The organism is Microcoleus sp. N9_A1, from assembly GCF_036701795.1.
Lineage (GTDB): Bacteria > Cyanobacteriota > Cyanobacteriia > Cyanobacteriales > Microcoleaceae > Microcoleus.
Map to the genome: position 1 here is coordinate 1 of NZ_JAUBRI010000037.1, position 13,126 is coordinate 13,126.

The 13,126-nt window shown below is 43.6% G+C and carries 7 protein-coding genes; 4 read left to right on the forward strand and 3 right to left on the reverse strand.

All coding sequences use genetic code 11. The features are described from left to right. Positions 1-248 precede the first annotated feature (248 nt). The gene (locus tag QUA58_RS17705) at positions 249-788 is read left to right on the forward strand and encodes an RNase A-like domain-containing protein (protein WP_333395090.1); all 540 of its coding nucleotides are present in this window, start codon (positions 249-251) and stop codon (positions 786-788) included. Then, on the forward strand, positions 785-1,084 hold the full coding sequence (locus QUA58_RS17710; RefSeq protein ID WP_333395092.1) for a contact-dependent growth inhibition system immunity protein: 300 nt from the start codon (positions 785-787) through the stop codon (positions 1,082-1,084). Before QUA58_RS17705 ends, QUA58_RS17710 begins: the two co-directional genes overlap by 4 nt. Before the next feature lie 73 nt (positions 1,085-1,157). Here QUA58_RS17710 and QUA58_RS17715 read toward each other — a convergent pair whose 3' ends face one another. The 3 genes from QUA58_RS17715 to QUA58_RS17725 all read right to left on the reverse strand — a co-directional run bounded on the left by QUA58_RS17715 (position 1,158) and on the right by QUA58_RS17725 (position 8,801). Continuing rightward, positions 1,158-2,486, reverse strand: a complete 1,329-nt coding sequence (locus tag QUA58_RS17715; protein WP_333395093.1) for a GH39 family glycosyl hydrolase — start codon at positions 2,484-2,486, stop codon at positions 1,158-1,160. Between the two features lie 71 nt (positions 2,487-2,557). Next, entirely contained in the window at positions 2,558-6,064 is a 3,507-nt protein-coding gene (locus tag QUA58_RS17720; RefSeq protein ID WP_445301885.1) for a glycosyltransferase, read from the reverse strand. A 193-nt stretch (positions 6,065-6,257) separates the two neighbouring features. Further along, entirely contained in the window at positions 6,258-8,801 is a 2,544-nt protein-coding gene (locus QUA58_RS17725; RefSeq protein WP_333395096.1) for a glycosyltransferase, read from the reverse strand. A gap of 160 nt (positions 8,802-8,961) precedes the next feature. On the opposite strand from QUA58_RS17725, the gene QUA58_RS17730 reads away from it, so the two are divergent. Both QUA58_RS17730 and QUA58_RS17735 read left to right on the forward strand, forming a co-directional pair. Then, on the forward strand, positions 8,962-11,280 hold the full coding sequence (locus QUA58_RS17730; RefSeq protein ID WP_333395097.1) for a tetratricopeptide repeat protein: 2,319 nt from the start codon (positions 8,962-8,964) through the stop codon (positions 11,278-11,280). Between the two features lie 183 nt (positions 11,281-11,463). Then, positions 11,464-12,756 (forward strand): ATP-binding protein, encoded by a 1,293-nt coding sequence (locus QUA58_RS17735; protein ID WP_333255602.1) that lies wholly within the window; start codon positions 11,464-11,466, stop codon positions 12,754-12,756. The last annotated feature ends 370 nt before the right edge of the window (positions 12,757-13,126 follow it).

Sequence of the window (13,126 nt, forward strand, 5' to 3'; positions counted from 1 at the left end):
CGTCCAAAAAGGACGGGCGGGACGCCCATCCCACAAACTTGTGGAAGTTATTTAATTCTCATTCCTAGGGTGCGCGCGGAGAACTATGTATTTGAATATTGCGCGCAATTTCTAACTAACAGTAGGGCGCGCACTGCACACCGTATATTTAAATGCTGCGCGTAATTTATAACTTAGGAATGGTAGATTAGGAAATAGACACAAAAAGCCAACACCTATACTAAATATAAGAAAGACATTCAACAGCCATGAAAAATCAACTCGATCGCCTAAAAAAGTTTTTAGGTATCCTCTGTGCGATCGCCTCAGTAATTATATTATTCCAATCGGCAATACCTGGTGTTTACGCCACGGTTGTTGCACCGGAAGGCTCAACCATACCACAAACCACCATAGCTTTTGTGCCCAACATACCGGGCGGCGGATTAGATTTTCACGAAGCAGCAGGAGGACACACTTTAGAGAGACACGTTGGGAAAACAGAAGCACAACTAGCACAGCGACTCGCAAGCGAAACGAGAATTTCTGCCGCATCTTCTTTTAGTGACCGTTCCGTCGCCGAAGCGGCTATTGGGGAAGCAATGAACAGAAATCAAAGTGCGATCGACTCCTGGGTGAAAAGTCGAGACAATCGTTATACGATCGACTACAACGCCAACAGAATAATTGGCATTACTCTGCGTCGCCGCGCATCCAAAGCAAATTCAGCATCTCGCCTGAGAATCGTCCTCCAGCGCAGCGCCAAATTACCTCCCGGATACTTTATTCTCACAGCCTATCCCGAATGATAAATCAATTTCCTCATTTAACCCAATTTTTCAGTTCCTACTTTCACCAAGACTGGCCGCTAGAAGCTGACATTTCTAGTGATGTAGTGAACAACTACCGCAGCAGCGAACCTCCTGCAAATGTTGAAGCTGCATCGCAAGAACTCAGCAAACTGCTAGAAATGCCGATCGCCCCAGCCGACTTAGAAACATTCATCCTTGATGAATTAGGGTGTTACTACGACCCACAATCCGAAAATCAAACAGTCCGAGAGTGGTTAGAATTGGTGCAAAAATCTTTGAATAATCCCAGCTAAAATCTATATATTTGTAAGGACACGGCCGTGCCGTGTCCCTACAAATTGTCCGCAATTCAATAGGATTGCTAGCTCACTTGCTAACCGTCAATAAGTAGCCTTCGTGGACGTTGAAATTAGGGATAACATAAGCCAAGCTGCCACTCCCCACTGAAAAACTTTCTTCTTTAACGGTGACAAGCTGTGGCACTGCTCCTTCTTGATTGTTGGGAATTTTTTCTAATTTTAGAGTGATTTTCTGACCTCTTTGAATACCTAGCTGCTCCAAATTTCCGAGGGTTAATGTTACCGTTGTTGCTGAGGAATAATTGGGGTCGAAATAACCTAAAAGTATCTGTGCTTTACCTCCAGGATTTGACTTGCTGGCTAAAGCGACAAGGCGATTGTTATTTGACCAACTCCGCACCCGCGAATTAACTCCGTCAGCATAAGCTTTGTATGTCCACCAAGCGGCTCTCGGTTCAAAATTATTAGGCGTGACCATCCCACTCAGCGTATTGTTGAAGCAATTGCTAACTTTAGTTGTCCCTTTACTCTCCCAACAAGCTCTGCAAGCACCGTCAGCTTTTGCATACTCTAAGTTATACAAATAACCTAAGATTTCCCCCGGCTGGTACTGCGCTAAGTTCCCGACAATTTCGTTGACGTAAATTTTTTGCAATTTCAGTTCCTTGTAAGAAGGACTTTGCTGAAAATTGCGTTTAGCATCAATTACATGGTCGTCAACAAATAAGATCATGGTATCGTTGAGTTCGTGCCAAGCTAGGAAATTTACTTCCAGTTTGTTCGCTTTGCAGTAATCCATAAAAGCGGCGAGATATCCTTTGTTGTAGTTGGTAATGCTCGGGCCGCCAATCATTGCTGACGGCCCCAATTCTTCTCGTAAAATTTTGTAAGCTCTTTTGTAGGTTTCAAAGAATTGTTCTCTGCTTCCATTCCAAAACGGATTTTTTAAATCTGGTTCATTCCATACATCCCAAATAATTTTCTTGCCTTTATTTTGCTGGGCTAACTGTCGGATGAATGCTTCCCACGCAGGGTAGTTTTGATAGGGCCAGCCATTGGGATTGCTACCGTAGCCCCACAAGTCGCTAACGACTAACTGAAACTCGGCTCCGCTGGCGATTACTCGATCGTAAATATCGAGTCTCCCGGCCCGCCAAAGTTTCGGCTGCAAGGGTTTGATAGAACTATCCGGCGGTTTTGCGGTGTCGATTCCGTGCAGGATGCCGCTCATGGAAATTGTACCGGTGGCTGGGAGTCCAAAATCTACTGTAACGTTCGATCGCACTTGGGCGATCGCTCTTGGCTGTCCCAAATAGGCTATTAACAGAACAGTGACAATAGCTAAACCAATTGGCAGCAGTTTATTAATACGTGGGAACTTGAATGTAAATTGCATATTTTTTCTGTGGTTGATGTTTTGTGGAATGGCATTTTGCCCGTCCCTGAAAATCCTGCAAGAACTCAGTTTTAACGAACAGATGAAAATACTTCAAAACCCTGTATGGATTCTATCACTTGTTGCCACGATCGGGAGCTGATCAGCTCGTTGGTATCGAAATTAACTCCTTTTTCCACAGCAAAAATACCAAAATTTTTCACCCAATCAAAGATAGTTTCTGTGGTAAAATAAGGCGTGCAGGCCCAAGCCGATTGCAAATTACTCGCCATCTCGGACATATCTCCGTTATTGTAAGCATCCCAAGCTTTCCACACTAAATAATAGTATTTCAGCAGTCTATCCACTTGCTGTACCTGCTTTTTGAGTTTCGGACTAATAGAGAAACTGTCGCTCTCATCGTCACTTACAAATGCCTGTTCAATTATTTCTCCATATTCCCGAAGCATCCGTTCTTCTTTGAATAGTTCTTGGGCTCGCGCTTTGCAGGCTTGTCCTGCAAGTCGGCGCAATTCGGGATTTTCTGCCCATATTTCCACCGTTTCTACCAATTGTTTTACTGTTCCTTCTGGGTCAATTGTAGGATCGGGCAGTAACTTTCCCGTATCTCCCAATTCTTCAGGAATCCCGCTGACTGCTGTGGCAATTATGGGCAATCCTTTCGCCATTGCTTCCATAATTGCTAGCGGCATCCCCTCAGCTTCGGAAGATAAAATAAAGATGTCGCTGGCGTCTAGCCAATCGGCAATATCCCAGCGCTGTCCTAAGAATTTAACCTGTTCTTCTACTCCCAATTTGCTCACAGTTGCTCTTAATTCAGGTTCCAGATTGTCATGAGTAGTAGACCCAGGCCCGGCCCAAACAAAGTAAGTTTGGTTCCAAATTGGACGATTTTTCAATTGCGCGATCGCCTGCAATTGATACTGATATCCTTTAATTGGGGTCAATCTCGCCGCCGTAAAACAAACGACAGCATTTTCGGGGATTCCTTGTTCTTGACGCAGGCGTTGGCGAGTGGAAAGATTCTGCGGCTCAAAATAACTATTTGGTCTGCCATAATAGATTACTTTTCCTCGTTCGAGACGCGCTTTAAATAGACTTTGGAACAAGTTTAAATTCTCGTGGGAAACTGCTACTGCTGCTTTCGCTACCATGTACTGGTAGGCAACTGCATCGAAATAGGGAATTTGATCGCCGCGATCGAAGGTTTCATAATTGCGATTGATATAACCCAGACTGATTATGTATGGTATATTTTGCTCGATCGCAACTTGTTTAGCTGCAAAGTTAGCCATCGGCCAGCCGTCACTAAATATAATTAAATCCGGTTGAGCCTGGGCGTAAATCTTTTTAGCATCATCCAAATTGTAAGCAATTCGCAAAAACTCTTTCATCGTATCGAACTCTAGCCAAATATGTTCGATACCTAGCTGTTTTTGTTCGGTAATTAAAGGGTTAGAAGCTTGACTTTGAACGCTGGTAACTCGGTAGCCATCCTCCGCTAATTTACACATCAGCGAGTGGTTGAACTGAGCCAAACCGCCGACTCCTGAGTCTTCTGTGTACAGGAGTACGTGCTTTGTTTGCTGCCGATAAATCGAACTAGGAGCCGATTGAAACTGATAAGGATTGTTAGCTGCGATCGCCACTATGTCTTGCCATTCCTGTAAATTGGTTAAGGCATAGGCATCAAAGTTGTAGCCGTACTGTTCTGAAACACCCTTAAAAGTTTCCAGCCAATTAAAAACAGTTTCAGTGCCTGTCAAATGAGTGTAATACAGAGATTTTTCCAGACATTCGACCATTTCTGGCAAATATCCGTCGCGGTACATCCGCCATGCTATCCATACGAAACACTTGTAACGTTCCGCCCGTTTCAAGTCGCGGATGTGCTGAGGCAAATCTGGCCGCGCGAAAAATTGCTCCATCAAAATTTCCGTATTTTTCATTAATTTGCAGCCGTTAGACATGATATTGCTTTCGTGCTGACGATAGCAGGTTAATATCTCTTTTAACCAAACTGACTTGCAGCCTTTTAAAGCTAAACGTAGCACAAAATCTAAATCTTCGGTTGGCGGCAAGCGATGATCGAAACCTCCTAAGCGTTCCCACCACTCTCGCCGCAGCATCATGGCGCTGGGACGCACTGATTTGTAGAAAACAAAGGCTTCTAAATCTAATTTTGGTGCTTCTTCCCAAGGCTTTACTCCATAGATGCCTTTCTCGTTTTTGTCAACAATAACCCAACCTGTTTGCACCATATCTAATGTGGGGTCAGCGTCAAAGCAAGCTACTTGTTTTTCTAGTTTTTCGGGTAAGAAGAAGTCGTCAGCATCTAGAAAAGCTAAAAATTCCCCTTTGGCTAACTTGCAAGCATGATTTCGAGCAATTGCTGCTCCTTGGTTATCTTGATAGATGTATTGAATTAAATCTAGGTAAGGTGCTAAAACTTGGCGAGTGTTGTCAGTTGAGCCGTCGTCTACGACGATAATTTCCCAGTTTTGATAAGTCTGACCCAGAACACTCTCTACGGATCTGACAATGTAGCTATCGCAGTTGTAAGCCGGGATGATGACACTGACGCGCACTTTTTTGGGGGTAATAATACTAGCCATTAACTGTTTCCATTCTGGTAATTTTCTGAGAGAAATGGCATCGATACTGCAGCCGTAGGTCTTAGCAATTTCAGTGATGCGCTTTACCCAATCTGCTATAGTTGCTGTCAGGGAGTACGGGGTATAATCTAAAGATTTTTGCAAATAGTCAGTCATTTCTGCCGGATAGCCGCTGTAGTAAAGTTGCCACGCCATCCATGTCAGAGCTTCATACAACGCATGCTTTTCTAATTGGCGAATGTCCTCTGGCAAGTCGGCTCTACTGAAAAAATTTTGCTTTAATTGAATACAAAGGTTTGCCTGTTTTAGCGCTCTCTGGATGGACACATTTTGCCCGTGCTGGCGGTAGCATACTGTCACTTGAGGCAACCAAGCAGCTTCGCAACCAGATAGTGCTAAACGCAAGATTAAGTCGGCATCATCTACTGAATCATACTGAGAATCAAAGCCACCGACTCGTTCCAGCCACTGCCGTGAAAACATCATGGCGCTGGGAAGTAGGGGCATATAAACAATCCAGGTTTTTAAGTCTAGCTGAGGCAAGTATTCCCAGGGTGTTACATCGAAAATACTTTCGCCTTGCTCTTTAACCATTCGCCAGCCACTATTAACAATTCCTAGTGATGGCTGAGCGTCAAATAACGCAACTTGCCCAGCTAACTTATCGGACAAGAAAAAGTCATCTTGATCTAAAAAAGCAATTAATTCACATCGGGATTCCTGAATTCCTCGGTTGCGGGCGGCAGCTACTCCTTGGTTTTCCTGATAAACATAGCGAATTTTGTCAAAATAAGGCTGCAATGCTTGGCGGGTGTCGTCGGTTGAGCCGTCGTCTACGACGATAATTTCCCAGTTTTTATAGGTTTGGCTGATGACGCTTTCTACCGCTTGCCCGATGTAGCGATCGCCATTATATGCTGGAATAATTACACTTACTCGCGGTGTCGAATTTGCCATTGACATGAGTTTTCTCGGTGATAAGGAAGGGTTCGGCAACGGATTCTGAAACGGATGTAACGGATGTAACGGATGTCAGACAGAAGGAAGTTCGGCAACGGATTATGTAACCGATGTAACGGATGTCAGGAAGAAGGAAGAAGGAAGATGCAATTCTACTGCTGACAGGAATCCCAATTTAAAATGTTAATCTGTTATTTTAGCGTGCAGAAAATACAGATTCAACACCCTGTAAATCATAAACCAATTGTTGCCATTCTGCTGAATTAATTAGAGAATATGTATCTAAATTATGCCCTTTGGCTGACGAAAAATTTCCAAAATATTCTACCCAGTTTAATAGCGTTTCTGTACTCAAGAAAGGTGTGTACTTCAAAGATTTTTGAAGCGACTTCTGCATTCCGCTTAGATCTTCTTGACAGTAAGCCTGCCAAGCATTCCACACTAAAGAGCTGTAGTGCACCCGGTTTTCTATTTTCGCCATTGACCTCTGCACCTGTTTTTGAGTAACAAATTGATCTGTTTGACGATCGCAAAGTAAAGCTTTTTCGATCGCCTCAATCGACTCTGCCAACATCCGTTCCTCTTTAAACACTTTCTCGGCCCGCTGCTTGCAAGCTTGACCGATTTGATGGCGTAATTCTGGATTCATTGCCCAAGCTTCTACAGTTTCCGCCAATTCCCTCGAGGTTCCCTCTGGATCGGTATTCGGATCGGGCAACAATTTCCCAGTATCCCCAAGCCCTTCAGGAATGCCGCCCACAGCCGTTGCAACTATCGGCAATCCCTTAGCCATCGCTTCCATGACTGCAAGAGAAGGTGCTGCATCTGCTACAGAAGTCAAAATGAATATGTCGCTAGCATCCAGCCAATCTAGGATATCCCAGCGCTGTCCGATCGCCTTCACGCGATCGCTCACCCCTAACTCTTTAATAGTTTCCCTCAATTCTATTTCTACATTATCAGCGCTTCCCTCACCAGTTCCTGCCCACACAAAATACAGTTTAGACCACACCGGAGACTGCTGCAACTGCTTGATGGCTTCGATCTGATATCGATGCCCTTTAATCGATGCCAATCGAGCAGATGTGAAACAGACAATCGCATCTTCAGGAATGTCTATTTCTTGTCGCAGGCGTTGACGAGCCGCAGCATTAGGAGGTGCAAAATATTTGGGAGAACGCCCCAAGTAAATTACTTGTCCTCGCTCTTTTGGCAACTTGAAATGTTGGCACAATAAATTCAAATGTTCGTAAGCGCCAACAATCAAGGCCCTAGCTTGCAGGCAGTGGTGAAGCACTCCTTCTACATAAGGCACTACATCCCCGCAGGCAAAAGTTGCGTGTTCTGGCATAACTAACCCAATCACCATCATGTATGGTATTCCCATTTCAATAACTACCTGTTTAGCTGCAAAATTGGAAAATGGCCAACCATCGCTAAAAATAATCATATCGGGTTTATTACTAGCAAAAAGCTCTCGTGCATCCTGAGTATTTCTTAACACCCGCTGTAAATCTTTATGGCCGCTAAAATCCAGCCACAAGTGCTCTATACCTAACTCTCGTTCTCGCTCCAGCAAGGGGCTAGTATGTTTGGTCTGCACGCAAGTGACTCGATAGCCTAATAAGGCTAACTGACAAAGAATGGCATGATTGTACTGCGCTAATCCTCCCACGCCCGGATCGTCCGTGTTGTAGAGTAAAATGTGGGCTTGCGCTTTTGAAGGTGTGGGAATAGAACTCTGTTGAGATTGGGGTGGATTAGTCATTACCATCAAAACTATCTCTTGCCATTTCGCTAACTTACTCAGCGAATAAGCGTCAAATTTTTCACCATATTCTTCAGAAGCCATCTGAAAACTTTCCAGCCAATTCAAGACTGTTTGTGTGGGCGAAAAAGGCGTATATTGCAATGACTCTTCTAAACACTGTGCCATCTCTGCTAGATGACCGTCGCGATACATCCGCCATGCCAGCCACTTTAAGCATTGATAGCGTTCCTGGTTTTTTAACTGCCGGATTGACTGAGGCAAATCGGGTCGAGCGAAGAATTTTTTCATCACAATTTCTATATTCTTCATTACGCGAAAACCGCTTGACATGAGACTAGAATTGTGCTGGCGATAACAGGTAAGAATCTCTTCTAACCAAACTGCTTTGCACCCCTTTAAAGCTAAACGCAAGGCAAAGTCTAAATCTTCTGCTAGTGGAAAGTGAGAATCGAAACCGCCCAATTTTTCCCACCACTTTCGGCGCAGCATCATCGCACTCGGTCGCACGCATTTATATAGAATAAAGCTTTCTAAATCTAATTTAGACGCTTGCTGCCCAGGCTTGACAGCAGAAATCTCTCGCCCGGTTTCATCGACGATCAGCCAACCTGTTTGCACCATATCTAAGGTGGGATCAGCCTCAAAGCAAGCTAGTTGTTTCTCTAGCTTGGATGGTAGGAAATAGTCATCGGCATCTAAAAATGCCAAAAACTCGCCTTGCGCTAGTTGGCAAGCAATATTTCTGGCGACTGCTACTCCTTGATTTTCCTGATATATGTAGCGAATTATGTCAAAATAAGGCTGCAATACTTGCTGCGTGCGATCGCTAGAACCGTCATCTACAACAATAATCTCCAAATTAGTAAAAGTTTGACCTAGGGCGCTCTCCACCGCTTGTACGATGTAGCGATCGCCATTATATACAGGTATAATTACGCTGATTAGCGGTGTTGGATTGACTGTTGACATTATTTAGCTCGCTGTTAACCTATTACTGTCTAGTTTATATTAATCTCGCGAACATTCAGCACTATTCTGTGCTCGCTAGCTCTACTTACAGAAACTTGAAGTTTGGCCAATTGTAGCATATAATCTTACATGGAATGATTACTCAAAAGGAAAAGAAAAAATGAATTCGGAAACAGCGCAGGTGAATTTTCAGCAACAGGCAGAACTTTATTTAGCTACAGGGAACTTTGAGCGGGCGATCGCACTTTGCCAACAAGTTTTGGCATCGGAACCCAACTCTGCAGAGACTTGCAAGACCTTGGGAAAGGCGCTGCAAGCTCAGGGTAAACTAGAAGACGCAAGGTATTGGTATAAAGTTGCGATCGCCCTGCAACCCGATTTTGCCGAAGCTTTTGCTAACCTCGGCACTCTCTGCGCTACATTGGAACAGTGGCAAGAGGCGATCGCCTGTTACCAAAAAGCCATCTCCCTGCAACCAAACTTTGCAGGATTTTACCGTAATTTGAGCCGGATATTTACCCAAGTCGGTCAAGCTGAAGAAGCAGCAGACTGTTGGTATCAAGCACTGATCGTGGAACCAATAGAAATAGCAGAAGAATATCTCGATTTAGGTAATACTTTGCTAGTCCAAAATAAGCCAGAAAGAGCGCTAGTTTGTTACCACCGAACCATTTTTTTAAACCCGAGTTGTTGCGAAGCTTATTGCAAAATAGCAGAAGCTGCTAGCGACTTGAAACAGTGGGACGAAGCTATTGTTAACTATCGCAAAGCGATTAAACTCCAGCCGGATATTTCAGAATTTCATTACAAATTAGGAAATGTTTTGCAAGCTAAGGAGCTTTGGCGCGAAGCGGAGGCTGCTTACCGAAAAAGTATTGATTTAAATCCCAATTCTTTTTTGTCATACTACAACTTAGGCAGCGTGCTGCTCAATTTAGAAAAATGGCAAGAAGCTGCGATCGCCTACCGCACGGCTGTTGAAATTAACCCGGATTATTCTTGGTCTTACTACAGCATCGGTGCAGCTTGCGATCGATTAGAAGAATGGTCTGAATCCGCAGCAGCTTACCAGCGCGCTACTGAAGTAGACCCGAATTTTTTCGCAGCTTTTCACAAGTTAGGAGATGCTCTTTTTAAACTAGAAAACTGGTCGGAAGCTGAGGCTGCATACGAACGGGCGATCGCACTTAATTCAGATTTATTTTGGTCTCATTATAACTTAGCTTTGACTTTAGTTAAACTTCAAAAATTTCCCCCAGCAACACTCGCTTATCGGCGGGCGATCGCACTCAATCCAGAATTCTCTTGGACTTACCACAATTTAGGAGAAGTGCTGTTAAAAACCCAACAGTGGAAAGCTGCCGCTACCGCTTACCAACGTGCTATTGAACTTAATCCCAGTATTTCTTGGTCTTATTACAATTTAGGTGATGCTTTAAGTGAAAGTCACGCATGGAACGATGCTGTTTCCGCCTACCTTTGTGCGCTTAAAATCGAGCCGTCTCTACCGGGAATTTACATAAAATTAGGTAATGCTCTCATTAAAAGAACTCCGGTTGATTCAGATGTAGCAACTAGCTACTATCACCACCAAATGCAGCCGCTGCACGCTCCTGAATTTTACTGCGAAATAGCCCAAAACTTTGCTGAAAGCGATCGGCGTAACGAAGCCATAATGTTGTACTTGATGGCATTAGAAATTAGACCAAAAGATCCAGAAATATCCCAAAAATTAGAGGAAATTTTAGAAAAACAGCGTCAAACAGGGGAATCTACTCTATTATTAGAGTTAGAAGCTAAGGATATTCGCGATCGTTATATCGCCCGAGTCGCCAAAGGCAAGACTTTTGCAGAAGTCGGCGGCTTGTGGGGAACTGTCAGCGAAAAAGTATCTGTAGCTAGCAAATACGGTGCAGTTTCTCTGACAATGATTGATGCCATGCCGGCATCCATGCACTGGTGGCAAGATTTTCACGATCGGATGACAAGTTTAAATATTGCTAATTATCACTGTATCAATCAAGATATCACTCAGATTCAACTTACAGACATTGGCGAACCTTACGATGTAGTTCACTGTGCAGGAGTTTTGTACCACCACCCCCATCCGTTGCAGATTTTAGTTGCCTTGCGTCAGATAACTCGCGAGCATTTAGTTTTCACTTCAGCTATTACCCAAGAAGTTATAGAGAATGAGTTAGGACGCTATGAACTTCCCCCTTCTGGAGTAATGTTTATTCCCGCTTTGGACGACGCCGAACGAGCTATTTTAACAGCTTATTGGCAGCTCTACATCAACAACAACCCACTTATAGGGATAACTGAGAAAGCAGTTTTTGACATGAACAATTTTGCGGCGTGCTGGTGGCTGCCTACAGCTACTGCTTTAGAAGCTATGTGCAAAGTCGCGGGATTTAACGTTTTAGACAAAGGATTGACTTGGGACAATAATGCTCTGACTCTGCTGCTGGGGATTTGAGGATTGCTAAACGAATAATAAGAGGACTTGCTTGTGCACCAACGGCTAAACACCCGGTTTATGAGCGGATTCCTCGTTTTCTTTCCCCAATATTCCTACTAGAAACCGGGTGTTTTCCGTAAGTCCTAAATAAAATAGCTGCCAACATTTTTTGTGAAGAAAACAGGAACTGGGAAATAATCAATGAACAATCACCAACCAGAGACGCCGTTAGGAAACATTTTAGTAGTAGACGATACAGCAGAAAACCTGCGTCTGTTGTCTACGATGTTGACTCAGAGGGGGTACACCCCCCGCTGCGTGATTAACGGAAAAATGGCTCTGAGAGCCTGCAATTCTAATCCACCAGATTTGATTTTGCTCGACATAATGATGCCGGAAATGAACGGCTACGAAGTCTGTCAGCACTTGAAATTAGAGCCTAAAACTCGCGAAATTCCGGTAATTTTTATCAGCGCTAAAGATGAAATTTTCGACAAAGTAAACGCATTTGCTGTGGGAGCTGTTGACTATATCAGCAAGCCATTTCAGTTTGAAGAAGTGCTCGCCCGCATCGAAAGTCACCTCAGCCTGCGGAATTTACAAAAGCAGCTAAAAGAACAAAATATGCTGCTGCAAGAAGAAATCACGAGCCGCTTAGCAGTCGAAAAAACTCTTCAGGAAAAAAACCAAATCTTGCAACAAGAAATCAGCACTCGTCGCGCCGTTGAAAAAGCTCTGCAAGAGCAAAATTTGGTACTCCAACAAGAGATATCGCATCGCCAGCGCGCCGAATCTGCTCTATTAAAATCTAACCAAGAATTGGCGCGTTCAAATGCGGAACTAGAACAATTTGCTTATGTGGCTTCTCACGACTTGCAAGCGCCTTTAGCAACCATTGCCAGTTACGCTCAACTTTTAGAAAAACGCTACAAAGACCAACTCGACAACCAAGGTAGTAAGTTTATCGGCAATATCGTTCAGGGCTGCACCAGAATGCAAACTTTAATTGACGATTTACTCGAATATTCGCGCGTTGGCCGGAGTCGGAAACCTTTTCAACTGACAGATTGCAATCATGCAGTTGAGCAAGCACTCGCGAACCTGCAAGGGGCGATCCGCGAGACTAAAGCCGTTGTCACTTACAGCGAATTACCAGCGCTAATGGGGGATATTTCTCAACTCGTACAGCTATTTCAAAATTTAGTCAGCAATGCGATTAAATATCGCCACGATGCACCGCCTGTGGTTCATATTACCGCTTGCAAACAGGATGAAAACTGGTTAATTTCTGTCTCAGATAATGGAATTGGGATTGCTCCCCAGCATCAACAACGTATCTTTCAAATTTTCCAGCGCTTGCATACTCAAAGAGAATATTCGGGGACAGGTATTGGTTTAGCAATTTGTCAAAAGATTGTGGAACTTCACGGCGGATGTATCTGGGTGGAATCTGAACCGGAGCAAGGTTCTACGTTTCACTTTACTCTCGCTTAATTGAGACATAACTTCGGCCAAAGGTATAAGCTATAAGGTAGGTAAAATTAATTACTTTGTCTATTATAAATCCTAACCTAGAAGATATAATCTATAAATTAATACTATTGAATATGGCAGATGAAAGAATTGAAGAATTGGGAAGGACTGTGACTATCGCGGTGGGGAGATGGGCTACAGTTGCATTTTTTTTAAGTGGTATAAATTGTCAGTTAAAATAAAAATTATTTTACGTTGACAGTCTAGTTAGTACGTGATAAAATTTTAAATAAACAGAATTTTTGTAGCGCTTGCTTACTCTCTCCAATCTGACGCTCGATGTATGTGTACTGGCAATTGAATGACTGCCCTGAAAATAAAAGGTAAAATT

What these genes read in the sequence shown, in the direction of transcription:
- QUA58_RS17705 (WP_333395090.1), top strand. Translation starts at nt 249, where the DNA reads ATGAAAAATCAACTCGATCGCCTAAAAAAGTTTTTAGGTATCCTCTGT.
- QUA58_RS17720 (WP_445301885.1), bottom strand. Translation starts at nt 6,064, where the DNA reads ATGTCAATGGCAAATTCGACACCGCGAGTAAGTGTAATTATTCCAGCA.
- QUA58_RS17710 (WP_333395092.1), top strand. Translation starts at nt 785, where the DNA reads ATGATAAATCAATTTCCTCATTTAACCCAATTTTTCAGTTCCTACTTT.
- QUA58_RS17735 (WP_333255602.1), top strand. Translation starts at nt 11,464, where the DNA reads ATGAACAATCACCAACCAGAGACGCCGTTAGGAAACATTTTAGTAGTA.
- QUA58_RS17715 (WP_333395093.1), bottom strand. Translation starts at nt 2,486, where the DNA reads ATGCAATTTACATTCAAGTTCCCACGTATTAATAAACTGCTGCCAATT.
- QUA58_RS17730 (WP_333395097.1), top strand. Translation starts at nt 8,962, where the DNA reads ATGAATTCGGAAACAGCGCAGGTGAATTTTCAGCAACAGGCAGAACTT.
- QUA58_RS17725 (WP_333395096.1), bottom strand. Translation starts at nt 8,801, where the DNA reads ATGTCAACAGTCAATCCAACACCGCTAATCAGCGTAATTATACCTGTA.